Source organism: Microbulbifer maximicatervae (SeqCode), assembly GCF_052467815.1.
Genome location: NZ_CP174326.1, coordinates 1,409,363 through 1,435,883 on the forward strand (window position 1 = coordinate 1,409,363; position 26,521 = coordinate 1,435,883).

26 protein-coding genes are annotated in these 26,521 nt (G+C 50.0%); 10 read left to right on the forward strand and 16 right to left on the reverse strand.

What is annotated here, in order from left to right; genetic code table 11:
* Entirely contained in the window at positions 1 to 762 is a 762-nt protein-coding gene (locus ACJJIW_RS06080) for an SURF1 family protein (RefSeq protein WP_444936913.1), read from the reverse strand.
* 32 nt (positions 763 to 794) lie between these two features.
* Here ACJJIW_RS06080 and ACJJIW_RS06085 point away from each other — a divergent pair, with 32 nt between their 5' ends.
* Positions 795 to 1,019, forward strand: coding sequence for a DUF2909 domain-containing protein (locus ACJJIW_RS06085; RefSeq protein ID WP_413663912.1), 225 nt, complete (start codon positions 795 to 797; stop codon positions 1,017 to 1,019).
* A gap of 45 nt (positions 1,020 to 1,064) precedes the next feature.
* On the opposite strand, the gene ACJJIW_RS06090 is transcribed toward ACJJIW_RS06085, so the two are convergent.
* Genes ACJJIW_RS06090 through coxB form a run of 4 tightly spaced genes read right to left on the reverse strand, consistent with a single transcriptional unit; the run spans position 1,065 to position 5,253 of the window.
* Complete coding sequence (locus ACJJIW_RS06090; protein WP_282930522.1) at positions 1,065 to 1,955, reverse strand: cytochrome c oxidase subunit 3; 891 nt, start codon at positions 1,953 to 1,955, stop codon at positions 1,065 to 1,067.
* A 5-nt stretch (positions 1,956 to 1,960) separates the two neighbouring features.
* A complete protein-coding gene (locus ACJJIW_RS06095; RefSeq protein WP_282930523.1) occupies positions 1,961 to 2,533 on the reverse strand; it encodes a cytochrome c oxidase assembly protein in 573 nt (190 codons plus the stop codon).
* Positions 2,534 to 2,536: 3 nt separating this feature from the next.
* Entirely contained in the window at positions 2,537 to 4,087 is a 1,551-nt protein-coding gene (ctaD, locus tag ACJJIW_RS06100; protein ID WP_282930524.1) for a cytochrome c oxidase subunit I, read from the reverse strand.
* A gap of 20 nt (positions 4,088 to 4,107) precedes the next feature.
* A complete protein-coding gene (coxB, locus tag ACJJIW_RS06105; RefSeq protein ID WP_282930525.1) occupies positions 4,108 to 5,253 on the reverse strand; it encodes a cytochrome c oxidase subunit II in 1,146 nt (381 codons plus the stop codon).
* 953 nt (positions 5,254 to 6,206) lie between these two features.
* Here coxB and ACJJIW_RS06110 point away from each other — a divergent pair.
* On the forward strand, positions 6,207 to 7,493 hold the full coding sequence (locus ACJJIW_RS06110; RefSeq protein WP_444936914.1) for an MATE family efflux transporter: 1,287 nt from the start codon (positions 6,207 to 6,209) through the stop codon (positions 7,491 to 7,493).
* 211 nt (positions 7,494 to 7,704) lie between these two features.
* Here the strand turns inward: ACJJIW_RS06110 and ACJJIW_RS06115 are convergent, their stop codons facing one another.
* The 3 genes from ACJJIW_RS06115 to ACJJIW_RS06125 are packed head-to-tail and all read right to left on the reverse strand — an operon-like array spanning position 7,705 to position 10,894.
* Complete coding sequence (locus tag ACJJIW_RS06115; protein WP_444936915.1) at positions 7,705 to 8,535, reverse strand: hypothetical protein; 831 nt, start codon at positions 8,533 to 8,535, stop codon at positions 7,705 to 7,707.
* Positions 8,532 to 8,810 (reverse strand): YheV family putative zinc ribbon protein, encoded by a 279-nt coding sequence (locus ACJJIW_RS06120; protein WP_282930528.1) that lies wholly within the window; start codon positions 8,808 to 8,810, stop codon positions 8,532 to 8,534. Before ACJJIW_RS06120 ends, ACJJIW_RS06115 begins: the two co-directional genes overlap by 4 nt.
* 35 nt (positions 8,811 to 8,845) lie before the next feature.
* Entirely contained in the window at positions 8,846 to 10,894 is a 2,049-nt protein-coding gene (locus ACJJIW_RS06125; RefSeq protein ID WP_444936916.1) for a M3 family metallopeptidase, read from the reverse strand.
* A gap of 65 nt (positions 10,895 to 10,959) precedes the next feature.
* Between ACJJIW_RS06125 and ACJJIW_RS06130 the strand changes: the two genes are divergently transcribed.
* The 3 genes from ACJJIW_RS06130 (at position 10,960) to ACJJIW_RS06140 (ending at position 13,052) form a co-directional block, all read left to right on the forward strand.
* Positions 10,960 to 11,514 carry a gamma carbonic anhydrase family protein gene (locus ACJJIW_RS06130; protein ID WP_282930530.1) on the forward strand — a complete coding sequence of 185 codons (555 nt, stop codon included), beginning with the start codon at positions 10,960 to 10,962 and terminating at the stop codon, positions 11,512 to 11,514.
* Between the two features lie 19 nt (positions 11,515 to 11,533).
* Positions 11,534 to 12,448 carry a LysR family transcriptional regulator gene (locus ACJJIW_RS06135; protein WP_282930531.1) on the forward strand — a complete coding sequence of 305 codons (915 nt, stop codon included), beginning with the start codon at positions 11,534 to 11,536 and terminating at the stop codon, positions 12,446 to 12,448.
* Between the two features lie 85 nt (positions 12,449 to 12,533).
* Positions 12,534 to 13,052, forward strand: coding sequence for a carboxymuconolactone decarboxylase family protein (locus ACJJIW_RS06140; RefSeq protein ID WP_413663903.1), 519 nt, complete (start codon positions 12,534 to 12,536; stop codon positions 13,050 to 13,052).
* 32 nt (positions 13,053 to 13,084) lie between these two features.
* Here the strand turns inward: ACJJIW_RS06140 and ACJJIW_RS06145 are convergent, their stop codons facing one another.
* The 8 genes from ACJJIW_RS06145 to ACJJIW_RS06180 all read right to left on the reverse strand — a co-directional run bounded on the left by ACJJIW_RS06145 (position 13,085) and on the right by ACJJIW_RS06180 (position 20,484).
* A complete protein-coding gene (locus tag ACJJIW_RS06145) occupies positions 13,085 to 13,486 on the reverse strand; it encodes a hypothetical protein (RefSeq protein WP_282930533.1) in 402 nt (133 codons plus the stop codon).
* Between the two features lie 15 nt (positions 13,487 to 13,501).
* The gene (gene aroE / locus ACJJIW_RS06150) at positions 13,502 to 14,335 is read right to left on the reverse strand and encodes a shikimate dehydrogenase (RefSeq protein ID WP_282930534.1); all 834 of its coding nucleotides are present in this window, start codon (positions 14,333 to 14,335) and stop codon (positions 13,502 to 13,504) included.
* Positions 14,332 to 14,781, reverse strand: a complete 450-nt coding sequence (locus ACJJIW_RS06155; RefSeq protein ID WP_282930535.1) for a DUF6841 family protein — start codon at positions 14,779 to 14,781, stop codon at positions 14,332 to 14,334. The genes aroE and ACJJIW_RS06155 overlap by 4 nt, the downstream gene beginning before the upstream one ends.
* A gap of 30 nt (positions 14,782 to 14,811) precedes the next feature.
* Positions 14,812 to 15,717 carry an oxygen-dependent coproporphyrinogen oxidase gene (hemF, locus tag ACJJIW_RS06160; protein ID WP_282930536.1) on the reverse strand — a complete coding sequence of 302 codons (906 nt, stop codon included), beginning with the start codon at positions 15,715 to 15,717 and terminating at the stop codon, positions 14,812 to 14,814.
* Positions 15,718 to 15,745: 28 nt separating this feature from the next.
* Positions 15,746 to 16,312: an L-threonylcarbamoyladenylate synthase type 1 TsaC gene (gene tsaC / locus ACJJIW_RS06165; protein WP_282930537.1), complete on the reverse strand. Its 567-nt coding sequence runs from the start codon at positions 16,310 to 16,312 to the stop codon at positions 15,746 to 15,748.
* A gap of 294 nt (positions 16,313 to 16,606) precedes the next feature.
* Positions 16,607 to 18,040: a catalase gene (locus ACJJIW_RS06170; protein ID WP_282930539.1), complete on the reverse strand. Its 1,434-nt coding sequence runs from the start codon at positions 18,038 to 18,040 to the stop codon at positions 16,607 to 16,609.
* A gap of 128 nt (positions 18,041 to 18,168) precedes the next feature.
* Positions 18,169 to 19,335, reverse strand: a complete 1,167-nt coding sequence (gene dprA, locus ACJJIW_RS06175) for a DNA-processing protein DprA (protein ID WP_444936917.1) — start codon at positions 19,333 to 19,335, stop codon at positions 18,169 to 18,171.
* A gap of 78 nt (positions 19,336 to 19,413) precedes the next feature.
* Positions 19,414 to 20,484 (reverse strand): LysM peptidoglycan-binding domain-containing protein, encoded by a 1,071-nt coding sequence (locus ACJJIW_RS06180; protein ID WP_282930541.1) that lies wholly within the window; start codon positions 20,482 to 20,484, stop codon positions 19,414 to 19,416.
* A 183-nt stretch (positions 20,485 to 20,667) separates the two neighbouring features.
* On the opposite strand from ACJJIW_RS06180, the gene def reads away from it, so the two are divergent.
* The 5 genes from def to ACJJIW_RS06205 all read left to right on the forward strand — a co-directional run bounded on the left by def (position 20,668) and on the right by ACJJIW_RS06205 (position 26,457).
* The gene (gene def, locus ACJJIW_RS06185) at positions 20,668 to 21,174 is read left to right on the forward strand and encodes a peptide deformylase (RefSeq protein ID WP_282930542.1); all 507 of its coding nucleotides are present in this window, start codon (positions 20,668 to 20,670) and stop codon (positions 21,172 to 21,174) included.
* A gap of 71 nt (positions 21,175 to 21,245) precedes the next feature.
* Positions 21,246 to 22,193, forward strand: coding sequence for a methionyl-tRNA formyltransferase (gene fmt / locus ACJJIW_RS06190; RefSeq protein ID WP_282930543.1), 948 nt, complete (start codon positions 21,246 to 21,248; stop codon positions 22,191 to 22,193).
* Between the two features lie 2 nt (positions 22,194 to 22,195).
* Entirely contained in the window at positions 22,196 to 23,503 is a 1,308-nt protein-coding gene (gene rsmB / locus ACJJIW_RS06195) for a 16S rRNA (cytosine(967)-C(5))-methyltransferase RsmB (RefSeq protein WP_444936918.1), read from the forward strand.
* A 30-nt stretch (positions 23,504 to 23,533) separates the two neighbouring features.
* Positions 23,534 to 24,919, forward strand: coding sequence for a Trk system potassium transporter TrkA (gene trkA / locus ACJJIW_RS06200; protein ID WP_282930545.1), 1,386 nt, complete (start codon positions 23,534 to 23,536; stop codon positions 24,917 to 24,919).
* 86 nt (positions 24,920 to 25,005) lie between these two features.
* Positions 25,006 to 26,457 (forward strand): TrkH family potassium uptake protein, encoded by a 1,452-nt coding sequence (locus ACJJIW_RS06205; RefSeq protein ID WP_282930546.1) that lies wholly within the window; start codon positions 25,006 to 25,008, stop codon positions 26,455 to 26,457.
* Positions 26,458 to 26,521 lie beyond the last annotated feature (64 nt).

Below are 26,521 nucleotides of genomic sequence, written 5' to 3' on the forward strand. Positions count from 1 at the left end.
TTAAAACTCCTTTTTCAAACTTCTACTCAATCTACGACGTAATCTAAAAATAATATTTGTGGCTGAATAAGCCCATAAAAGCCAGACAGCTATTGCCATCGTGAACCACTGGAAAGCATACGCTTGATGTTTTTCAGGGCCACTATTGAAAAAATTCCAATCAGTAATTAAAGCTGCACCTGAATCCGCAAACAAACGGATCGACCATCCATTGTTAACTAAGCCTATAGTCTCAATGAAATTTGAATTTATTTGTTGAATTCTATTATTAAAAACCGGGTCTAGACTAACACTCGAGGAGGATTCAGTATCGATGGGGTATAAGTAGCCCTGAAGTGATTTCACATCAAGTGAAGCTGTTATTTCAGGTAAGCTATCTCGGTCGCCAGTAGAGGGAATCCAACCTCTATTGACAAGCCAATCAGTACTTTCTGTTGAAAATACTTGTAGTACTTCATAGCCAACACGACCGTTTCTGGTTCTGTTATCCAGAAAATATATTTCCTTCTGAAAAACTCCCGCTAAAGTTACAGACGCATACTCTTGATAAGAACTTAGATTTGAGATTTCCTGCGGTTGCAGAGAGAGCCTACTCTCTACCTTTTGTATAAGTTCGAATTTCTGCTTTACCCTATCAAGCTGCCACAATCCCAAAAAGATAAACAGGATGAATGCACCCAGAGAAAATATCGTGATGGGCCAATTGCGAATCAGTGGTAAACTGATATCTTTCGCAGAAGCTGATGGAATATCTACTATCATGCGCAACTACATAAATAATGGAAAATAATAAAATGTGGCTGAAGATTGTTATTGTTGTCTTATTCCTTTCCGTACTTGCCAGTCTTTCAAGTGCACTTTTTTTTCTACTTAGAGATATGGGAACACCTCAATCCAAGCGCACACTCTACGCATTAGGTATTAGAATACTACTAGCGTCACTCTTACTTCTTGCCATTTGGTACGGCTTTGAAAGTGGCATTTTGGCAAAAACGGCACCTTGGGCTGATAAATATTAAGAAAACAAAGGCTTTCTATTTATACGATAGAAAGCCTTGCCCACATTAAGCACCTAGAACATATACAAATATAAACAGCCCGACCCAAACTACATCGACAAAATGCCAATACCAACTTGCTGCTTCAAAGCCGAAGTGATCATCAGGTCTAAAATGATTGGCTATCACAGACCTTAACAACATGATCAACAACATAATTGTACCGAGTGTGACATGGGCACCATGAAATCCGGTCAGCATAAAGAATGTTGTACCATAGATTCCTGACTCAAGTGTTAACCCCAAGTGTTGATAGGCTTCGTAGTATTCTTTACCTTGTAGAAAAATAAACGCCCCACCCAATGCCACAGTGATTGCCAGTAATATATTGAAATTTTTTCTTTGATTCTTTTTCAGGAAAACATGTGCGAAGTGTACAGTTACACTGGAGGTGAGAAGTATGATGGTGTTCCATAGTGGCAAGTGCCATGGGTCTATCACATCTTTAGGCCCCATAAATTTTGCCGTTTCTCCGTTTGCTGCGGCGTCAGGAGTCACATATAGGGGCCAGCTACTTTCGAATCCCTCCCAAAGCATATTGGAAATTCCACGATCACCTTCACCACCTAGCCAGGGAACTGTAAAATTGCGTATGTAATAAAGTGCTCCAAAGAACGCAGCAAAAAACATCACCTCAGAAAATATAAACCAGCCCATCCCCCAAACATATGATCTCTTTAACTGTTCACTGTTGAGCCCTGCCATATTCTCTTTGATTACGGCAGCAAACCAAAACCACAAAACTGCGGCCATCGCTAACGCACCGGTGAAGAAAATATAAGAGCTTCCTCCATTAATCCAATTTGCTGCGCCGAACGCTATTAGGAATAGACCTATCGTCGCAAAAATTGGCAGCCTGGATTGTTCGGGCACGTAATAACTGCTTTCACTAGCCATAATTTTTATCCCTCTCGCTCGGGGTCGATATCATTCTTATCGGTTTTATTGGCAAACCTTTCCGTTACATCAAACAACGTATAGGAAAGCGTTACAGTATTAACACTTGCGGGAAGATCTGGATCCACAATAAAACGTAGTGGTAATTCTGCAGTCTCTCCCGCTTTTAATTCTTGCTGGTTGAAGCAAAAACACTCTGTTTTATGAAAGTACTCAGCAGCTTTGAAAGGAACCATACTGGGAATTGCCTGACCAACCATATCCCTAGATGTCTTATTTTCTGCAATAAAAACAGTATCTTTAATTTCTCCAGGGTGTACTTTCAAAGACATCACACTCGGGCGAAATTCCCATGGCATATTTTCATTATTGTTTGCCACAAATTGCACTGTGACCAGCCTATTTTTATCAACCGCAGCTGGCACAGCTTCATAACGACCACCGGTTTTACCATTGAGCCCTGTGATTTCACAGAAGACATCGTAAATAGGCGGCATAATGAAAATTGCAAATACCAGCATGCTGGTCGCCACGGCCAGCAGCTTGATAGTTACCTTTGCATTTGCTCCAACTTTCATAGGTCAACGTACAACCGGTGGCGTACTAAACGTGTGATATGGGGCCGGGGAAGCAACCGTCCATTCCAGTCCTTCAGGATCATCCCAAACCTGATCAGATGCTTTTTTCCCGCCCATTACAGTTCGAACCACATTAAACAAAAATACTATTTGTGCAGCGCCAAATAGGAAGGCACCGATACTGGATATTTGATTGAAATCCGCAAATTGCAGTGCGTAATCAGGTATCCGACGTGGCATACCGGCCAGGCCAACAAAGTGCATTGGGAAGAAAGTTACATTGAGACCAATAAATGCCAGCCAGAAATGTACCTTGCCCATAACTTCGCTATACATATGGCCAGTCCATTTGGGCAACCAATAGTAAACACCAGCAGTAATTGAGAAGATTGCACCAGGAACCAGCACATAGTGGAAATGGGCAACCACAAAGTACGTATCGTGATATTGGAAGTCTGCAGGCGCAATCGCTAGCATCAGACCAGAGAATCCACCGATGGCGAAAAGGATGATGAATGCAATTGCAAAAAGCATCGGGGTTTCAAACGTCATGGATCCCCGGAACATGGTAGAAACCCAGTTAAAGATTTTCACTCCTGTAGGTACAGCGATCAGCATTGTGGCATACATAAAGAACAGCTCACCAGCAATCGGCATTCCCACAGTAAACATATGGTGCGCCCATACGATAAAGCTCAGGAATGCAATTGCTGCGGTGGCATATACCATGGAGCTGTATCCAAAAAGAGGCTTACGAGCGAAGGTGGGAATAATTGCAGAGATAATGCCAAAGGCCGGCAAAATCATAATGTAAACTTCCGGGTGCCCAAAGAACCAGAACACATGCTGGAATAAAACCGGATCACCGCCACCGGCTGCGCTGAAGAAACTTGTGCCAAAATGAATGTCCATCAACATCATGGTCACTACTCCGGCTAACACCGGCATTACGGCAATCAAAAGGTAAGCAGTGATCAGCCAGGTCCATACAAACAACGGCATTTTCATCAAGGTCATACCAGGAGCACGCATATTCAAAATGGTAGCGATAATGTTGATCGCACCCATGATGGACGAGGCACCCATAATATGAATGGCAAAAATGAAGAAGGTTACGCTGGGTGGTGCATATTCCGTTGAAAGTGGCGCATAAAATGTCCAGCCGAAATTAGGTGCTCCTCCTTCCATAAATAAGGTCGATGCCAACATTGCGAAAGCAAAGGGCAAAATCCAAAAACTCCAGTTATTCATTCTTGGCAGTGCCATATCTGGCGCACCAATCATCATTGGTATCATCCAGTTAGCCAACCCCACAAAAGCCGGCATAACTGCACCAAATACCATGATCAGACCATGCATAGTGGTCATTTGATTGAAAAATTCCGGCTGTACAATTTGCAAACCGGGCTCGAATAATTCAGCGCGTATAACCAATGCCATACATCCGCCGAGCAGGAACATCGCAAAACTAAACCACAAATACATAGAGCCTATATCTTTGTGGTTGGTCGTATAGAGCCAACGCTTTATACCGGGCTGAGGACCATGTGCCATTCTTAAATTCCTCCGGGCGCTTACTGCTTATTCTTGAAGTTGAGGATATCTACGGGTTGGACGGTATCACCCATCTCATTGCCGAAAGCGTTTCGCTGGTAAGTAATTACCGCAGCCAGATCCACTTCTGATAGCTGCTCACCAAAAGCCTGCATTGCGGGGTTTACCGTAGAACCATCGATAACGATATCTAAGTGGCCATTGAGGGGACCGGTAGCAATTTTTGATCCAGCAATCGCCGGGAATACACCGGGTACTCCCTGCCCGTTCGGCTGGTGGCAGGCGGCACATGTGCGTGTATAGACTTTTTCACCCTGAGCAAAAAGCTCTTCGAAGGTAAATGTCTTCGCTGTAAGTTCACGCATTTTCATGGCTTCTGCTGCACGAGAACTCAACCAGGCATCGTATTCAGCCTGTGGCACAGCTTTCACAACAATAGGCATAAATCCATGGTCTTTTCCGCACAATTCAGCACACTGTCCGCGATATATTCCCGGCTCCTCAATACGCGTCCAGGCATCATTGATAAAACCGGGGATTGCATCTTTTTTAACGGCTAGATCTGGGACCCACCAAGCATGTATCACATCATTGGCAGTTATCAGGAAGCGGATTTTTTTCTTGATAGGAACAACCAGGGGCTCATCGACTTCTAGGAGGTAGTTGGCACCCTTAGGCTGGAGGTTATCAATTTGAGCTTTGGGAGTGGACAAGCTGGAAAAGAATGAAACATCAGTGCCCCGATATTCATATTTCCACTTCCACTGATAACCGGTGATTACGATATTGAGATCTTCTTCCTCAGTATCGTAAATATCATAGAGTGTTTTGGTGGCCGGAATCGCCATCAGAATCAGGATGACAGTGGGAATAATAGTCCACACCAACTCCACAACCGTGCTCTCATGAAATTGGGCCGCTTGGTATCCCTTACTTTTGCGGTGACGCCACATGCTGTAAAACATGATGCTGAACACCAATGCCCCTATAGCCACACAAATCCAAAAGATCAGCATGTGTAGCTCGTAGGTGGTCTGGGCGACTTCTGTCACCCCCTGGGGCATATTAACCCCCCAGCGCTCAACGTCCTGCTCATTCGCTAACACCGCTTGTGCAGATAGCGAAGTAGCCAGCAAGGCGAACAGCCGATCAAAGCCTTTCAACATCGCCTACAGATCTCCGTGGTTGCGGGTCTCTCAGAGAAACCCGTAATTTTTATTTTGGCCACTGGCCTTCACGGATAAGCGAATTTTACCTGTATCAACTGCCTAACAGGATTAATTCCACACAAAATTTGTGGACATACTGTAGTAACACAAGACTACATACACTGGGCGAGGAGACCACCTCGCGTTACTGCCGTCAGTGCAACTTGTTATTCTTAGTAAAAGATTTTTTACTCCAGATGTCGTCGTCCGGAAAGGTACAACCAACAACCAGTTTCTTTATTTGTCGCAACTACTGCAGGTACAAAAGGAACACATCGACAAGAAAAAGTCAATCGGGATCATTTTTGAATAACGTTGTCGCTTTGTGAAAAAATTCGGTGATTAACAAATAAATTTAACCACTTTGATAGGATACTTTTCCACAAGTAGAAAAAAAGTCGCTCCAAATAGAGACATGGCAATTTATTTGGTGAAAGATGACAACTAATCAAGCATTAATAATGCTGCCACGAGAAGTATAAATCCTCGGGTTCAAGTGCCCCTGATTGCTTTTACACAGATTGACAACAATTTTTAATCTCTAATACTAAATTCTGACTGCTTCACACAACCAAGACAGATTAGTTTCAATAAGCTTGAGGATTGTCAGGCAGATCAATACAGAATCCTGTACTATCTACACTCAATCAAAATGATTTTTCCGCCAAATATTTCGTTTCGATTTTGTAAGCGTTATGAAATGAATTGCTAATAGCAGTATTGGGAGACCGATTTAGGAAAAGTAACTTATCAGCTCTGTACTGACACCATTGGTAGAATCCACCTGCACAGCTTTTCTTTTTCCGATTTCGGCTAGAAGCCAATCTATCCGTTAGTTGTTATGACTTATGCCTTCTTCTACAAAACTTGAATCCCAACCTATGTCTCGCGTCTGGAATCTGGCTTGGCCAATGATACTGAGTAATATTTCAGTGCCCTTACTCGGGATAGTAGATACCGCAATTCTTGGTCACCTTCCATCTGCAGAGTACCTATCCGGTGTAGCTATCGGGGCTAGCGTAATGTCGATGCTTTTATGGGCATTTGGGTTTCTGCGCATGGGTACTACCGGACTGGTGGCTCGGAGTACAGATCTTGGGATTCAATGGTTAGTACGTGCACTAGTATTAGCCATGGGGTTGGGAATCACTCTGTTTATTGTTGCCTCTCCTTTAATCTACTATATCGTTGAGTGGATGAATGCCAGTCAGGAAGCACAACCCCACGCACTGGCCTACCTACAAATACGTCTGTTATCTGCCCCCCTGGCTCTGGCAAACTTTGCCATTCTGGGTTTTTTTATTGGTCGACAAGATAGCCGTGCGCCTCTATATATACTTTTCGCTGCCAATCTACTGAACATAGCCCTCGATTTCCTATTTATTCTTGGCCTGGGCCTAGGGGCAAAAGGTGCAGCAGCGGCAACGGTACTCGCTGATATTTTTGCATTTCTACTGGGTCTATATCTTCTTTCCAGGGTTCATGTTGATATCTGGTCTTATATACGCAAAGAAATTGGGCAGAAGAAACTTCTCCCCTGGATCGATTCATCCCCATGGATCAATCTTTTAAAGATAAATACAGAATTATTTATAAGAACCTGTTTGCTCTTGCTAACACTCACTTTTTTTACTGCCCAAGGGGCAGCCCAAGGTGATAATGTACTTGCTGCAAATGCTATTCTTATACAGTTATTAATGATGACTTCCTATGCCCTGGATGGTTTTGCTAATGCTACCGAGGCCTTGGTTGGGGAATCTATAGCAAAGAGATCAACGACTCTATTCAGAAATACCGTTCGCAGTGCAGGTTTGTGGGCCCTGGGAAGCGCTGTCCTGATTACGCTGGTACTAGTTTCAGGGAAACCCTTGATTTTATCCTTATTTACAGATATCAAACCAGTAATCCACCAAGCGGAACAGGTATATTGGTGGCTCTGTGCATTACCTTTATTAGCGGTTTGGAGTTATCAGCTCGATGGTGTTTTTATCGGTGCTGGGAAAAGTCGCGATATGCGTAATACTATGTTTATAGCCTCAGTACTGGTTTTCTTTCCCGCCTGGTGGTTTACAAGGGATTGGGGGAATACAGGCATATGGTTCAGCTTGTTTTTGTGGATCGGAGCACGATCTTTAGGACTCATAGTATATTTTCAATACTACACTGTAACCAATTCCTGGATACGTAAATTACAGTAAAACTGTGGCAGGATATTTAGAGTTATTTTTTAATGTATAAATAACAGAATATGACAAATTTTGCGATTGAGAAATTAACTATTTCAGTCAGGATTACTCACTATCAAAATAGTAAATCTCTTATGATGCTACAAACACATTTAAAGCTATAATCTCAGGTTGGTAAATAATGAGCGGGCAAAGCAACAAATAATAAAACCCGCTCATATTTTTAATAGCTTGAAGACTGTACCTGTTTTTGCACTAGAATTTTCTTAAAATTTCCATAAAACGCTCCCTCTCCCTGTATAACAGCGCCATATAGGTCTTCAACCTTCTGCTTTAATTCTTGGCTATAAAAATATAGGCTGCCGTTTCGGACACTATAGGACTTTGGATTCTCAGCCATGGTTTTGTAAAAAAGGGATACTCTTTCCAGATAGGTATCTGCCTGCTTTTTGGAAAAATTACCTTGTTGGTAATTATCTAAAACCTGAGAACTGATTTTTTGAAGAGTTAATTCGCGCTCTTTATCTGAAAAACGAAAGGCTTTTAATTGCGTATTGATATCTCGCTTTAGGTCTTTCATATAGCGAGCTGCAGCTTCTGCTGATTCATATAGTGCGTGAATAGTCTTTTCCCGCTTCCGCAGAGCACCGCGATCTTTCAAGGTATATATATTGGAGATTTCCTTTTCGGAGAAATCGCCCAGGGGGCGAAAAATAGTGACATGTTGCAAATTGCTATTCCTTGTGAGCTTGTCACAAATATTTATTGCATGTCTCCACTTTTCAAAAGATTCTCCTTTAAGGATTTGACCAGGTAAAGCTTTTACAGCCACTCCCAACCTATTTTCCTCTTCAATGTAAAAATCTGGATGGGCTTTCCAGTCATTGGCTTGTAAACGGAATAACGTAAGTATCCCCTGATTCACACAGCTCGCCAATAGGTAGGCAACTTGTTCTCTCTGCTGCTCTGTTTTTTTTCGATGGCGATCAAGGCCATAGAGACCTATGATCGCAACCGCAATAAAAACCACCAGTATAAAAAATATTTTTTTCACTTTTTACGGCTACTTGTGGGTTGGATAAGTTTCACTGGCTCCTCGTGAATATCTTTCTCTGTATCTTGGTTAACACGAGTAGACAGTTCTGTTGGCGCTGACTGCAATCGAATTTCATCCTTAAACCCACAGGCAACACATTCCCTATAATTTTTCCCATCCTTGTGATAGTTAATAATTTTATCCATTTCGCTACAGCGGGGGCACACAGCCCCTGCAATAAAGCGTTTTTTAACGATCTTACCAGACTCAGCCGAATCTTCTTTCTTCATCATGACTACTACTCAATATTTCATGATTGACTTATCCGTTACACAGGACTGATATTCAGCTCTTGCTGCTCGATACCAGAGTGACGCAATAGGGCATCAATTTGCGGCTCTCGTCCACGGAATTGAACAAACAGCTCCAACGCATCACGGCTACCACCCTGCTCCAAAATACTGTGCAGAAATTTATTTCCCGTCTCTCTATTAAAGATACCATCTTCTTCAAATAGAGAAAAAGCATCTGCCGAAAGCACTTCTGCCCATTTATAGCTGTAATATCCTGCGGCATAACCACCAGCAAAAATATGGCTAAAAGCATTTTGGAAGCGGTTTTCTGCGGCGATAGGCACAACAGCAACCTCTGCTCGTACCTGATCCAGTAAAACCTGAACTTTATCGGCGGTCAATGCCTCTTCGCTGGCATGGAGGCGAAAATCAAAAAGTGCAAACTCCAACTGGCGTACTGTAAACATGGCAGACTGGAAATTTTTCGCTGCCAGCATTTTATTCAGTAAAGCTTCGGGAAGAGCCTCTCCAGTTTCGAAATGTGCAGAAATTATGGAAATAGCCTGGGGTTGCCAACACCAATTTTCCAGAAATTGGCTGGGCATTTCCACCGCATCCCAAGCAACACCATTAATACCAGAAACTGCTGCCACATCAATCTGTGTCAGCATATGGTGGAGGCCATGGCCGAATTCATGGAATAAAGTGGTTACTTCCGTGTGGGTTAAAAGTGAGGGGATATCACCTGCAGCCGGACTGAAATTACACACCAGATAAGCTATAGGCAACTGGAGTCCGTTGAGCGTGTGGCGACGACTACTTACTGTATCCATCCAGGCCCCGCCACGCTTTTTCTCACGTGCGAACGCATCCAAATAGAAACCAGCTATCTTTTCGCCATCTCTCAGCAGCCAAAAGAACTGCACGTCGGCATGCCAAGTAGCAACGCTGGTATCTTCTTCAACTGTGATTCCGAATAATTTGTCCACCACAGTAAAGAGGCCGTCAACGACTTTGGCGTAAGGGAAATAGGGCCTCAATTCCTCTTGGCTGATGGCGTATCGCTGCTGTTTGAGCTTTTCTGCGGCCCAGGCCACATCCCATGGTTGCAACTCTTCAATACTGAGTTGGTCTGCAGCAAACGCTTTCAGCTCAGCCATTTCTCGTTGGGCAGCTGGCCTGGCTCGTTCTGCCAGATCCTGTAGAAATTCCAAAACCCGCTCTGTATTTGGAGCCATTTTGCTGGCCAATGACAACTCCGCATAGCTGTTCATTCCCAGTAAACTGGCCTGTTCAGCGCGCAATGCGAGAATTGCCTCCATCACTTCGGAGTTATCGTATTCACCTGCCTGGGGACCAACTTCGGAAGCGCGACTAATAAAAGCCAAATGGACATCCCGACGCAGAGATCTATTTTCAGCGTGGGTCATAACAGCGAGAAAGCTGGGCCCCTCTAAGGTAATCAGCCACCCATCCAGACCTTTTGCCTCAGCTGCATTCCGTGCAGCGGCGAGAGCAGTTTGAGGAAGCCCCTGAAGCTGAGCTTCATCATTCGTATGCCAGGTCCAGGCATTGGTTGCATCGAGGACATTGTTGGCAAATTGGCTGGATAACTCCGCCAAACGCTGACTGTTAACGGCAAACTTTTCACGGGACTCTCCTTCAAGGCCTACACCACCGAGTTCAAAGTCTCTGACTCCCAGCTCCAAAGACTTCTTGCGTGCCTGTTGCCAGTTTGCAAATTCGGGCGACTGCATTAATTGGAGGTACAGGTCGTAAAGTTCGCGATTTTGCCCCTGCTTTGTCCAGTAAGCCGTCACTTTGGCTAAGGCGGCCTCATAGGGCGCCCGCCAGGGGCCACTTAGAACGCTGTTCAGGTGACTGACTGGGGAGAAGGCTCGATTTAGCTGGTCTTCCGCCTGTTCCAGAGGCACCAGCGTATTATCCCAGCTAGGGGTCTCCAATCCCTGTTGAAGGGTTTGCTCACACTCTTTAATCAGTTCGGCGATGGCGGGTTCCACCTGCTCGGGCTCGAGATTATCAAAAGGCGGCAGCAGCGGGATATTCAACAGTGGATTGGACATATAAGACTCTGTGCTCGAATTAGGATAAAGCTATGATAGAGGATTCATTGTACAGGAGCTTATTTATGTCCCCACTGCGCAGCCACGATGATTCCCACGGCGAGAAGTTTCCAGAACTTGGCGACAGCGTATATATCGATCCGCAATCCGCAGTCATTGGTGACGTTACCCTGGGGGATGATTGCTCCGTATGGCCCATGGCCGTTGTGCGCGGTGATATGCATAAGATCCGAATCGGCGCGCGAACCAGTGTACAGGATGGGGCCGTTCTCCATATCACCCATGCGGGACCATTCAACGCCGACGGTTGGCCGCTGACTATTGGCGAAGATGTCACTATCGGTCATAAAGCCTGCCTGCACGGCTGTACCATCGGCAACCGGATCTTAATTGGTATCGGATCTATTGTTCTCGACGGAGCCACTATTGAGGACGATGTCGTACTGGCAGCCGGAGCACTGGTTCCGCCCGGTAAAACCCTGGAGAGTGGTTATCTCTATGTAGGCGCCCCCTGCAGAAAGGCGCGCCCCCTGTCTGACAAGGAAAAGGCTTTCTTTAAGTATTCCGCTGAAAACTACGTGAAACTGAAAGATCAGTATCTCCTTAAACAGCAACCATAGTGACAGCCGGCTCCCCGCTATGCTTAACCTGAATATGGACCAGCTGCATATTTTTGTGCGCTCCTGTGAAGTCGGATCTTTTTCGGCGGTTGCTCGCGAAGTGGGCCGGGCTCAGTCTTCTGTAAGCAGCTTGATTCAAAATCTTGAACTTGACCTGGGGCTGACTCTCTTTAACCGCGAAGGGAAATATCCCCAACCCACCGACGCCGCTTTGGCATTACTGCCATTAGCACGTCAATCGTTGGGGCAGTTGCAGCGCTTCCAACAGGCGGCAAATTCCTTCCAGCGGGGAGAAGAGCCCCAGCTCAATATATTATTTGAAGAGCTGGTAATGCCGGATCGACTCAACGATATGCTGGTAACTTTCAGCGAGCGCTTCCCGCATACTGAGCTTCAGCTCGGCAGTGTTACTGGGGAGGAAGCGGTCCAGCAGGTGACACAGGGTGAAGCCGATTTTGCCTTTGTCACCTCAAGGGATTCCTATCCCAGCTCGCTGGATACCAGTAACCTGGGACAACAGCGGGTACTTAGCCTGGCCTGTCCGGAACATCCCCTGGCCCAGAAAAAACAATCCTCATTGAATGAAGCGGCCCAGCACCGACAGATCACCACAGCACCAGAATCCCAAAGGTACCGTTGGCAGCTCTCTGCACAGACTTGGCGAAGTGATTCTCTGCTACAGGCCCTGGATCTGGCATGTAAGGGGGTTGGGTGGGTCAATGCGCCCTACGAACTGGCCCGCCCCTTTTTAAAAAGCGGCAGGTTGGTTGAGCTCAACTTAACCGGTTCTCTCAATACCTGGAGCCTCGGTGTGGATCTGCTCTGGTCCAAGCAGACGCCACAAGGCTTAGCTGCGCAATGGTTTGCCCGGGAGTCCCGGCGACTCTACGGTAACTTTTACAGCCCACCTATCGAAATATCCGATAGAAACTAATTTTTACCTATCAGGCTTTTACATAAGACTTGGCGTTGTAGGCCGATGGTCTGTGACTCAATCCGACTTGATTAGGAGCCAAACTATGTCCAAACAGCAATATCTCCAAGAAATGGAGGCCTTCTCCCAAAAGTACCGCTATGACATGGACTACTTGCGCGAGTTTCTTCAGGGCTCTCCTGAAGGCTTTGAAAAATTTAGAAATTTTCAGCCCCTATCCATGCACAGGGAGTTTTTACCTATTGATGTTTTTTGGGTGAGTAAGATAGCGGCAATGCAAGTAGCTGATTGCGGCATGTGCCTGCAACTGAATGTGCGTATGGCCCTAGAGGCTGGTGTTGAACCCCACTTGGTGAAAGCTTGTATCCAAGGCGGCAGCGGCCTGCCTGAGAACTTGCAGGACATTTTTGATTTTGCAACAGCCGTGGCCAGCTACAAAACGATCGATCCTGTTCTCAATGAACGGATAGGTGCACAACTGGATAACCGACAGAGAATCGAGCTGGGGGTCAGCGTCGCTACCGCGTCGGTCTTCCCCACAATCAAGCGGGCTATGGGATATACCCAAAGCTGCAGCCTGGTTGAGATCGAATTTAAACAGTGATGTGGCAGGCCTTGGCAACCAAGGCCTCCTCACTATTTACCCTGTAGCCGCAGCAGTGCCGATGCACCTATGCCGCCAATGGCACAAGCTAGAACGATAACCAGGGGCGTCATTTGTCCCAGTACCAGAGCACCGTAGTCATAACCTCTCTGCGGCAGAAGATACAACAGCATCAACCCTGCCGGCACCAGGGATAAGAGGAAGCCCCGTATTAACCAGGCGTTGCGCAAAGGCAACAAAAACAGCAACCCGAAAACTCCACCCCAAACTACGCGCTGGTACAGGTAGGCATTGCTCAGGGATGGCGCCAAATCTACCCCCAAAAACTGGGTGAAGCCATACCGCCCCATGGCCCATAGCCCCACGGCATAGCAAAGCCCACCGAAACACCCCACAGCAAAACAAATCGACAGGTTTCGCACAATATCACGCACAAAGCTTTCTCTCTTTTAATTATCGGTTGTCTGATTGAGGTCCCGGCGCAACTTGGCCATGATCGGCGCTGTTTCAGGACGTACACCACGCCACAGTAAAAATGACTCAGCGGCCTGCTCTACCAACATCCCAAGGCCATCAGCACTCTCTGCGCCCTGTCCACGCGCCCATTGTGTAAAAGGCGTTGGCTTGGCTCCATACATCATGTCGTATGCTTTGCCATGACTCGCAACGCAACCTTCAGGCAATGGAGGTAGCACACCGCCTAGGCTTGCAGAACTCGCATTGATAATCAGGTCGTAGCAGCCTCTCAACTCCCCCAGGCCACCGCCGCTCAACTCTCCCAACTGGGAAAATTCTGCCGCAAGCTGCACTGCCTTTTCTGCGGTGCGGTTGGCAATATGCAAATGCGCGGGTTGCTCTGCCAGAATTGGAAGCAGTGCTCCCCGAGCAGCACCACCAGCACCAAGCAAGAGAACTTTTCTATCCCTGATTTCCCAACCCAAGTTGCTGTTAATATCAAATACCAGACCAGCCCCGTCGGTGTTATCGCCGAGAATCTTCCCGTTTTTCGCCAGAGCCAGAGTGTTAACTGCGCCAGCGGAAGCTCCCCGTTCAGTCAGGGTGTCTGCCAATTCGAAGGCCTGTATCTTAAAAGGCACCGTCACATTGAGGCCACAACCACCCCCAGCAAAGAAAGCCCGTACGAAGCCGCTAAAGCCATCCTGGGGGGCAAGCTGCTTACTGTACTCAACCCCCTCTCCCGTTTGTGCCGCAAAAGCGCTGTGTATCTCCGGTGAGAGAGAGTGTTTTATGGGATTGCCCACTACTGCATAGCGATCACTCATGACCTCATCCTTTTGCGCGCTCTCACCGCCTCTCGAATCTTGGCACTTTCATCGACAATTATCAGGCCATCTATTTTGAGACCGTCGGCAGCTTCAGCAACCAAATAGCGGGTGTGAGAACTGTACAGCTCTACCGCCTTTTCCTCCCCCTGTGAATGAAGCAGGGTCCAACGCAAGCTCGCAAGGGTGCTGTATTCGTTTAACTCTATCACTTCAGTGACAGTGCCAAGAATCTGACAGACTCCCAGCCGGCGGTAAGCGTTGAGTAATTTAACCACTTGCTGGATAAACTCATCCCTCGCCACAGCGAGCTTTACGCCATCCTCCCGATAGTAATGCAGAGGGAAGCGATAAAAATCAGCTATCTGTTCCACATCTCCCGTTTCAAAATGCCGCCTGTAATCGAGAAACAGGGAATTAATGCCTTCCAATCGCGATGGGTGCACAGCAAATCTCCATTGTGACAAATTGGCTGCCTATACCCAGTCTCTGTGCGGCAGAAAATCGGTGTAGAGTTTTTCTTCCTCAGAGCCCGGCTCCGGTTGCCAGTCGTATTTCCAGCTCACCAACGAAGGCAGGGACATCAGTATGGACTCAGTTCGCCCGCCACTTTGCAAGCCGAACAGGGTGCCACGGTCAAATACCAAATTGAATTCCACGTAGCGCCCGCGACGATAGAGCTGAAATTCACGCTCACGCTCACCGTAAGGAGTCTCTTTGCGCTTCTGCACGATTGGCAAATAGGCCTCCAGATAACTATCGCCAACTGCGCGCATAAGCGCAAAAGCGTTGTCGTAGCCGCCTTTATTAAAATCATCAAAAAAGAGCCCGCCAACTCCCCGTGCTTCATCCCGATGCTTCAGGTAAAAGTATTTATCACACCACTGCTTAAAGCGGGGATAGATCTCACTGCCAAAAGGCTCACAGGCCTGCTTGGCTGTTTGGTGCCAATGTACGACATCCTCGTGATAGCCGTAATACGGGGTAAGGTCATAGCCACCACCAAACCACCAGATGGGCTCAGCTCCAGGCTTTTTAGCCACAAATAGACGCACGTTTGCATGGCTAGTGGGCATGTAGGGGTTGCGCGGGTGAATTACGAGAGAGACGCCCATCGCCTCAAAAGAACAGCCGGCCAGTTCCGGGCGATTTGCCGTAGCCGAGGGTGGAAGTCCATCCCCATAGACATGGGAAAAGTTCACGCCCCCCTTTTCAATCAGGTTGCCCTCTTCCAGTACCCGGGTTCGACCACCACCGCCACCGGGCCTTTCCCAATTATCTTCGCGAAATGGTTGGCCGTCTTCTTCACTCAGGGCATTACAAATGCGGTCTTGTAGGCCGAGGAGATAAGCCTTTACTTCCTTGGTATCGATATCACTCATAGGCGAAAACTACGTCACTGTTTTGAAATTAAGCACCCGCCCTCAGTACGCGGCCACTTTGCAGATCGCGTATTTCACTGGGGGCGCTGCGACCACCGGTTGAGCCGCCACCGACAAAGTCGAGATCGCGGCCGAAATAGCGCAGTACCTGGTATTTATTGCGGGCGGGTTGAGACCCGGCCGGGTTTGCTGAAGTGGATACGATAGCACCGCCAAAGGCGCGTGTTAACGCAGCGGTAAACGGATGATCGGTGCAGCGCAGGGCTACAGATTTATGCACCCCACAGACCCAGGAGGGAATCAGGTCCCGATGGGGTACAAGCCAGGTAACCGGGCCCGGCCAGCTGCGATCCAACTGTTCCTTTTGTCCATCACTGAGATCGCTGAGGAGGGGGGCAAAATGTGTTCTATCACCGGAGACCAGGATCAAACCCTTTTCAAGCGGACGATGCTTGAGTTGTAACAGGCGCCTAACAGCCAACAGGTTATTGGGATCGCAAGCCAAGCCCCAAACAGATTCAGTGGGATGGGCAATAACACCACCCGCTGCCAGGGCGCGGGCAGCCTGATTTACGGAAAGTGGTGAGTACTTCATCTTATTAATGCCGGTTTTACTTCATCTTTACGCTGCTGCAAATCTTGCTGCAAGGGAATATGGAACGGACACCAAAGGCAACTTCCACTACAGGCACATCGAAGTCAAAACCCGTCAGGATCGCTACAAAAGGCTTTCTCATTTCGACTCGCCTTAATGTCAAGCGAGGTGAACCGAGGCAATCTAGCGGATTGCCCAACTGTGCACAAGTTGTAACCGCCTTGCTCAGCCCAGCTTTCTATTTCAGACAAAGGCTGTGGCAATTTATATTAAACAAGACCTGCGAACCGCTCCTCAAAGCGCCATTTTTACCCCTGACGCATAGCTGGGATGTACTTTGTGGAACTCAGCCAATTGTCGCTGAATTACTTCATCTGGTACACCCGCCATCGCTTCTGCAATATTGCTGTATAAACGCTGCTTTTGTTCATCGTCGAACAAATCAAAGAGCGCTCGAACCTGACTGTAATCGTCATTACCTTTGCGGTGGTCATATCTATCTGCCGCACCGGATATTGGTAACGGGGGTTCTTTCGCTTTTGGGTCCCCCTCTGGTCCAGAAAAACTATTCGGCTCATAAAAGGCATCCGGATTACCACTGCGGATACCTGTACTATTCATTTCACCATCCCGGTAATAATTATGGACCGGACAACGCGGTGCATTCACAGGAAGACTCTCATAGTGAGTTCCCAAGCGATGACGGTGTGCATCGGCATAAGAGAATATACGCGCCTGCAGCATCTTATCTGGTGAGAAACTGATACCCGGTACGATATTGGATGGGGAGAAAGCTGCCTGCTCAATTTCTGCAAAGTAGTCTTGCGGGTTGCGATTCAACTCCATGGTTCCCACCTCGATGGGAGGGTAATCCCCGTGGGGCCAAACCTTGGTGAGGTCAAAGGGGTTGTAACTTGTTTTGCCAAGGTCTGCCTCGGTCATGACCTGAATTTGGAATGTCCACTTCGGACATTCCCCATTTTCTATCGCGCTGTACATCGCCTCCTGGTAACTCTCCCTCGAGCGTCCAATCACAGCTTCAGCTTCCGTATTGGTAAAATACCTATGTCCCTGCTGGGTCTTGAAATGGAATTTCACCCAGAAGCGCTCCCCATTGTGATTCCACAGGGAGAAGGTATGGGAGCCATAACCATTCATATGCAACGGAGATATGGGCAAACCGCGATCGGAGAACAGTATGGTCACTTGGTGAAGACTCTCGGGACTCAACGACCAGAAATCCCACATGGCTGTGGGGGAGCGCAAGTGAGTGCGTGGATGCCGTTTTTGTGTGTGGATAAAGTCCGGAAATTTGTAGGGGTCTCGTACAAAAAAGACTGGCGTATTGTTGCCGACCAAATCCCAATTGCCCTCCTCCGTATAAAACTTCAGTGCAAAACCACGCACATCCCGTTCCGCATCAGCTGCACCCAATTCACCGGCCACGGTTGAAAAACGGGCCAACAGTGGGGTCTCTGCCCCCGGCTGCAGCACCCGGGCACAGGTGTAGTTTGAGATATCACCGGTAACCCTCAAAATCCCATAGGCGCCCCAACCTTTGGCATGTACCGCCCGCTCGGGTATACGCTCACGATTTTGGTGAGCCAGTTTTTCAATAAGCTGATAGTCCTGAATCAACAGGGGGCCATCTGGCCCCGCTGTAAGACTGTTTTGGTTATCGGGAACCGGAGCGCCGGCATCAGTGGTGAGTTTGGGTTTATCCGCCATAATCAGACTCCAGTTTTGGAATCCACTGAGTATTAACGCTGCCATAGAACTGCGCGAATTGATCGGCGGCTACACCAACAACCAAGATGTTTCTGACTGAATAATTTTATAACTTCCTTCTAAGACCTTTAGGGACTCACTAACTCCTCAGGGGTTTTAGCCAGTACCCTCCCGTCCGTGTAGCGGCTTCCCTTCAGAGTTAGCTGGTAAGACCCTGTGAGTTGCTCGACCAAGCCCTCTAACTCCAATTCCATCAATACAGCCATTAAATCACCCGGCTCAATTCCGGTATCCCGCGATAAAAGTTCGATACTTCGAGGCCCACCGGCAAGCGCCCTGATGACTTGTTGCTGAAGCTCTGGCAGCGGTTTAGCGGGGGGGAGATCAGTAGGTGTGGGGTCTGCCAGTAAACCGCCAAGCTGGCTAGCTACATCTGCGCTGGTTTCAACCAGTGTCGCACCTTCTTTAATCAGGTGGTGGCAACCCCTGGCCATTGGGTTGTGAATAGAACCTGGGATCGCAAAAACCTCTCGATTCTGCTCCAGCGCCAAACGCGCCGTAATCAGAGAACCTGAGCGCATCGCTGCCTCTACCAGTAATACCCCCATTGAAAGGCCACTGATAATCCGGTTCCTCCGAGGAAAATTCTTCGCCTCAGCACTGCTGCCAAGAGGCAATTCGCTGACCAGGGCGCCGCCTGCAGCGAGAATATCCTCCGCCAGGGGGCGATTGTGTTTGGGATAAATGCGGTCAACGCCACTACCCAAAATAGCGATCGTAATGCCCGCAGCCTGTAGCGCCCCCCGATGAGCTGCGGCATCCACGCCCAGGGCCAGCCCGGAAGTAATAGCAAATCCGGAACCCGCCAATTCTGAGGCGAAGGCCCGAGCATTATCCAAACCTGCCACAGTGGCCCGACGGGCACCCACCATCGCTACCTGAGGCAGCTTCAGAGCGCTTCTTTCACCACGGATATAGAGCACAGGCGGGGGGCGTGAGGTCTCAGATAACAGGGCGGGATAATCGGGATCGCTGTGACAAACTAGCTGTACCCCCAGGTCTGCACAGCGGGCCAGCTCACGCTCAACCCAATCAGCGAGCTCACTGGCGGCAGATCGGCTGGAAAATTCCCGCCACTGGATTTGGGCCCGCGGTGATAATTTTTGCAGAAGAGGTTGAGGAAACTGCTGGAGAGCCTCTTCGGCAGTGGCAAAGTGCTCCAGTAATTGCCAGTAGCGAGCCGGGCCAATTCCCTCGAGACGCAGCAACGCCATAGTAGCGGTCAATGCATCCATGCAACTTACCATTTTCTGTTTTGATAGTTGTGCGGCAGGGCAAACAGCAACACCTGCCGCGAGATTTTCTGGGATCGCTTAGGGGTTGCGCACCATATCCATCACTGCCAGCGGGCGACGAGCGTCCAGTACCAGGGCTAGGCTCATTTTTTCAAAGGTGCGGAACACCATTAACTCACCAGCGCGGGTATCCGGAAGCTTAACCACATCACCGGCAATACGATCGCGTACCGTTGAACCCGCTTTGTATATCGCCAGGACATTGCCCGGCAGTAATCCTTCCCGTTCACCAATATTGAGGATTACGACATCAAATTTACCAATTTGGGTAACCCCTTCATCAACCCCTACAATCAGGCTATCGATAGCGATAGTGGGCGCACTGGGATGAAACAGGGCTTCAATTGAGCGCTCCTCCACCGGCATCAACCGGTCATCGAGGCGAACCTCACGGGCAGTGCTGCGTACGCCCATAGTCGCAACAGAAAAGTCAGGATTGTTGTCCGGGTCCAGTTGGAGCAAGTCGACAGAACCTACACCAAGGGCTTGTCGCCCGAGGACTTCACCCGAAACAGGGTCGGAGTAAACGGGGCCGGGGCGATAAATACCATAAGACGGCAGTGGAGCACCAAAATCACCGCGCGCATAGATGGTATCACCCGCTCCCATCAGAATATGGTCATCGGAGCCGGAAACAATGTAAGGGGTACCTTCAAAAGCACCGGGCTCGACAATACGGGTACGGGATAAGAAAGCATTAATTGCATCCAGCGGAATCGCCGGAATTGCATCCTCAACTGCCTGGCGGCGGATCGAGGGCGACAGGCGGTTGCCATCAACCCCCGGCGACAGTTGATACGCCCGGGGGCCGCGTTGCAGCTGTAGCTGTGGTTGGCCGTCTATATAAACAAGGCGCAGGCTATCTCCTGGATAAATCAGGTGGGGGTTTTCCACCTGTGGGTTCACTTGCCAAATCTCCGGCCAGTACCAGGGTTGCACCAGAAACTGACTGGAAATATCCCAGAGCGTATCGCCCTTTTGCACCACATAAGCGTCGGGGTAACTGGGGTTCAGGCGAACCTGATCCTGTGCTTCGACACCAAGGGCAACCGCTAACATCGAGATCGCGGCCAGGATAATTTTTTTCATGGAAGCATTCCTATGCTCTTTATCGCTATAATTCTCAGCGCCGGGCCACTCCCGTGAAGGGAGCGAGACCGGACCCGGGCGCATAGCGCCAGCAAAAACAGGGGTCCACTCGGTAAATTTTGAGCGCGATCATAATGTTATCAGCGCACGTTCAACGAATACTAGAAGTTTGTCACAGGTGTTATGGCTAAACTCGAGATACTGGAATTTCCCGATCCGCGCCTGCGCGAGGTCGCTAAACCCGTCGCTGAAGTGACCGACGCCCACCGCCAATTGCTCGACGACATGTTTGAAACCATGTACGCCGCGCCCGGCATCGGCCTCGCCGCCATCCAAGTCAATGTGCAGGAGCGCATTGTGGTGGTGGATATCTCTGAAGACGGCAATGAACCGCTCGGGTTTATCAACCCCGAGATCGAAGTGCTGGACCCGGAGATCCACCAGTACGACGAGGGCTGCCTGTCAGTTCCCGGTTTCTACGAAACGGTGGAACGCCCGCGCAAAGTGCGTGTTAAAGCCCTGGACCGCAATGGCGAACCTTTTGCCCTGGAGGCCGAGGGATTGCTGGCGGTCTGTATCCAACATGAAGTCGATCATTTGGACGGCAAGCTGTTCGTGGATTACGTCTCGCCACTGAAGCGCAACCGCATCCGCTCCAAGCTGGAAAAATCCCAGCGCCGCCGCGCCTGATCTGCGCCAGCCGCAGGAGCCTGGAGCTGCCGCCTTACGGCAGCTCTCCCCCCTTACTTGAGAGCAAGTCAGTGAATATTATTTTTGCCGGTACGCCGGACTTTGCCGCTGTGCACCTGCAAGCGCTGCTCGACAGCGAGCACAATGTCATTGCCGTTTACACCCAACCGGACAGGCCGGCTGGGCGTGGTAAGAAATTGCTCGCCAGCCCGGTGAAACAGCTGGCACTCTCCCACAATATCCCGGTGTACCAACCCCTGAGCCTGCGCGACGAGACGGCCCAGGCGGAGCTCACTGCCCTTGGAGCGGATATTATGGTGGTGGTGGCCTACGGCCTGATACTACCGCAGGTGGTGCTGGATACCCCGCGTCTGGGCTGTATCAATGTGCACGCCTCTTTGTTGCCGCGCTGGCGCGGTGCGGCACCGATCCAACGCGCGGTGGAAGCGGGTGACAGCGAGAGCGGTGTCGCCATTATGCAAATGGAGGCGGGCCTAGATACCGGTCCAGTTTTGGTGGAAAGCCGCTGCGCGATTACTGAGTCCGATACCGGTGGCAGCTTGCACGACAAGCTGGCGGAACTCGGCGGCCCATCCCTCCTCCAGGCCTTGGCTCTACTGGAAAGTGGCAGTGCCAACCCTCAGGTACAAGACGATACCCAGGCTAACTACGCCAACAAAATTACCAAGAAAGAGGCGCAGATCGACTGGCAGCGCCCCGCTGCTGAACTGCATCGATTGATACGCGCTTTTAACCCCTTCCCGGTGTGCTGGAGCACTTATCAGGACAAGAAGGGCGAGCAGCGCCTGCGTATCTATAGCGCCGCCATCGAACAGGGCTGCCACAGTGATCAGCCCGGTACCATTCTCTCCAGTGACGACGAAGGTATTTTAGTGGCCTGCGGCCGCGAGGCCCTACGCCTCCAATTAATACAGCTACCGGGTAAAAAAGCGCTTCCCGCAGCAGAAATTTTGAAAGGCTACCGGGAGCAGTTCGCCCCGGGTACCAAACTGGGATAATTATGAGCAGAGATGTACGCGCCGAGGCCGCCCGAGTTATTGCCTCACTGCTGGAAGAACGTGGCTCGTTGGCAAGACTTCTGCCTGCCGCCGAGGACAAAGTCGAGGAGCGCGACCGCCCTCTGTTGCGGGAGCTCTGTTACGGCAGTGCCCGCACGGCACCGCGCCTGCAATTGATCGCCGCCAAGTTACTGCGTAAAAAAGTCTCGGATATTGAGATCAATGCACTGATCCTGCTGGGCATCTACCAGCTCGAGTACACTCGCATACCCGATCACGCCGCCATATCTGCAACCGTCAATGCCGCGCGCAGCCTCGGTCTGGACAGAGCGACCGGGCTGATCAACGGGGTGCTGCGCAACGCCCTGCGCAACAGTGAGCAGCTTCAGCGCAAGCTGTCCGGCAATCCACAGTTCAGCTCTATGCACCCGGCTTGGTTACAGCAGCAGATTAAAGCCGCCTGGCCTGAGAAGGCGTCAGACATCTTCCGCGCCAACAATGCCAACCCACCCATGACCTTGCGGGTAAATACTGCCAAGATCTCGCGCGAGGACTATTTACAACAGCTCGATGAAACCGGCCTCTCCGCCGAGCCCTGTACTATTTCCCCGGTCGGTATCACCCTGGTTGAGCCGGTTTCAGTCACAGTGCTACCGGGCTTTGCCGAGGGCTTGGCCAGTGTGCAAGATGAGTCCGCGCAACTAGCGGCTCTGCTGTTACAGCCACAGGAAAATGCCCGGGTGTTGGACGCGTGTGCGGCACCCGGCGGCAAGAGTTGCCATTTATTGGAGCAGGAACCCAGCATTCAGTTGAGCGCGCTGGATATTGAGGAGGACCGCCTGGTGCGGGTCGAGGAAAACCTCGAGCGCAACGGGCAGAGTGCCGAGCTTATCTGTGCCGATGCCACGTCTCCGAATGAGTGGTGGGACGGGCAGCAATACGACCAGATACTACTGGACGCACCCTGTTCGGCAACCGGGGTAATTCGCCGCAACCCGGATATCAAACTATTGCGCCGGGAAGCAGACATTGCCGAGTTAGTGGCTTTGCAGGGCAAGATCCTGCGCGCTCTTTGGCCCCTGGTTAAACCGGGCGGGCAGTTGCTTTACGCCACCTGTTCCAGCCTACCGACGGAAAACAGCGAAGTCGTCGCAGCGTTCATTGCGGAGACAGAGGATGCGAGCGACAATACCCCTGAACTGCTAAACGATAAGCCCTGGGGCGAGAAACAAGTTGCCGGTATGCAGCTTCTACCCCAAACCGGCGGCGGTGACGGTTTCTACTACGCTCTGCTGAGCAAAGCTGAATAACGACGTCGCTAGTCGCGAGTCTCATCCGATATGAAAATTGTCATTCTCGGCGCCGGCCAGGTGGGCGGCTCTCTAGCGGAGGCCCTGGCCTCCGAGCGCAATGATATTGTCCTGGTGGACAGCGACGAGAAAACCCTGCGCGAACTGCGCGACCGCATCGATATCGGCGTGGTACTGGGCCACGCCTCTCACCCGGATATTCTGATGGAAGCCGGGATTGAGGATGCGGATATCCTGGTTGCAGTCACCAATAACGATGAGACCAATATGGCGGCCTGCCAGATTGCGCACTCTCTGTTTCGCGTCCCCACCAAAATCGCCCGGGTACGGGCCTCCTCCTACCTGCAATACCCGGAATTATTCGATACCCAGGCCATTCCTATCGATGTACTGATCAGCCCGGAGCAACTGGTTTCAGAGTATATCTCCCGCCTGATGGAACATCCCGGAGCCTTGCAGGTATTGGATTTTGCCGGTGGTCGCGTACAGCTGGTAACTGTTTTAGCCGTTCAGGGCGGGCCTCTTGTTGGGCACCAACTGCGCTATTTGCGCGAGCATATGCCCAAGGTAGATACCCGGGTTGCTGCGATTTATCGTCGCAACCGGCCAATTATTCCCCAGGGTGATACGGTGATTGAAGCCGGCGATGAAGTGTTCTTTATCGCGGCGCGAGCAGATATTCGCGCGGTAATGAGCGAACTGCGTCGACTGGAACACGGTTATAAACGAGTAGTGATCGCCGGCGGTGGCAATATTGGTTTGCGCCTGGCCACCCGGCTTGAGAATCGCTATTCGGTAAAAATTATTGAGCAGAGCCACGAGCGCTGTGTATTTTTATCCGAGGAGCTGTCTCACACCATTATCCTGCACGGCAGCGCCTCCGATCAGGAGTTGCTGCTGGAAGAGAGCATCGAAGATACCGATGTTTTTCTTGCCCTTACCAATGACGACGAGGCTAATATCATGTCGTCACTATTGGCCAAGCGTCTGGGCGCACGCAAAGTGATGACGCTGATCAATAACCGCGCTTATGTGGACCTGGTACAGGGCGGTGAAATCGATATTGCCATCTCACCGCAGCAAAATACGATCGGCAGCCTGCTCACCCATGTGCGCCGAGGGGATATGGTCAACGTCCACTCCCTGCGTCGAGGTGCAGCTGAAGCCATTGAGGTTATCGCCCACGGTGACGAGCGCACTTCCAAGGTGGTGGGGCGCAAGATCGAAGATATCGACTTGCCCGAGGGCGCCTCGATTGGCGCCATAGTACGGGAAACGGAAAATGGCAGCGAAGTTTTGATGGCACACGATGATGTCATTGTCCAGAGCGATGACCACGTGATTGTCTTCCTTATCGACCGCCGCCAGACCCGCCATGTAGAACAACTGTTCCAAGTTGGTTTTGGCTTTTTCTGAGCAAATAATATTTTCGTTTTCCGGCGATAACGGTCTCCGCCGTCCAGATAACATTGCAACAAATAACGATAGGCTGATAGGCGCCAATGCGAATTGCGGTAATTGCGCGAGTTTTTGGAATTCTCTTGACGGTGTTCAGCCTGACTCTGCTGCCGCCGATTGGCGTATCCCTTTGGTATGAAGATGGTACTCACAGCGCATTTGTCGCAGCTTTCGTCATCACTCTGATCACCGGCCTGTTCATGTGGCTGCCAGTGCACGATTTGCGTGAAGACCTGCGCACCCGGGACGGATTCGTGGTGACATCTTTGTTCTGGCTGGTACTGGGCAGCTTCGGTGCCCTACCCTTTATTATCAGCCCACAGCCTGATTTGAGTATCACCGACTCTATTTTTGAATCCATCTCGGGGCTAACAACCACCGGCGCCACGGTGATTACCGGGTTGGACTCACTGCCTCCTGCCATTCTCTACTACCGCCAGCAGTTGCAGTGGTTTGGCGGTATCGGCGTAATTGTTATCGCCCTGGCCATCCTGCCGATGCTGGGTATCGGTGGTATGCAGCTGTATAAGGCAGAAATTCCCGGCCCGGTAAAAGATACCAAATTGACTCCACGTATTGCCGAGACAGCACGGGCACTAATTGTTATTTATGTGATTCTTACAATCCTCTGCGGCATCGGCTACTGGTGGGCCGGCATGACGGTATTCGACGCCGTTGGCCATGCGTTTTCCACTGTGGCCAATGGAGGCTTCTCCACCCACGATGCCAGTATGGGGTTCTACGCCCACAACCGCGCGATCATGATTATTTGTATCGTGTTTATGTTTACTGCTGCCATTAACTTCGGTCTGCATTTCTTCGCATTTCGCAACAGGACCCTCAGCCACTATTGGCGCGACTCAGAATTCCGCTTCTACGTTATGCTGATTCTCGGTGCCGGCCTGTTGATCAGCTGTTACCTGTGGATATTGAATATCTTCTCCCCCGGTAACAGCCTGCTACACGGTTTCTTCCAGGTGGTCTCGATCAGCACCACTGCCGGCTTCGCCTCGGAAAATTTCTCAGCCTGGCCAGTATTCTTACCCTACGTCCTCTTGCTGTTAGGTATTCTCGGTGCCTGCGCCGGCTCAACCTCGGGGGGCATTAAGGCGGTGCGCGGTATGCTGATTATGAAGTCCGGTATGCGCGAGCTGAATCGCCTGGTACATCCCAATGCGGTTATCCCTATCAAGATCAATCGCAAAATTGTCCCCGATCGAGTTACCGACGCAGTGTGGGGCTTCTTTGCGGTCTATGTTTCATCCTTTTTTATCCTCGCCATTATCGTCATCGCCACCGGTGAAGACTTTGTCACCTCCGTTACTACAGTAGCCTCCTGTCTGAGTAATATCGGACCCGCCCTCGGCGAAGCCGCTGCCCACTATGGCGCGGTTAATGAAGTCGCCAAATGGTTTCTTATCCTGGCGATGCTGATGGGACGCCTGGAAATATTTACCCTGCTAGTACTACTTACCCCGGCTTTTTGGCGCCACTAACGACACAAGATGTCATGGCCACGCTAACGCGTGGCAATATTTTTTAATTTCTGCCACAGTTGCT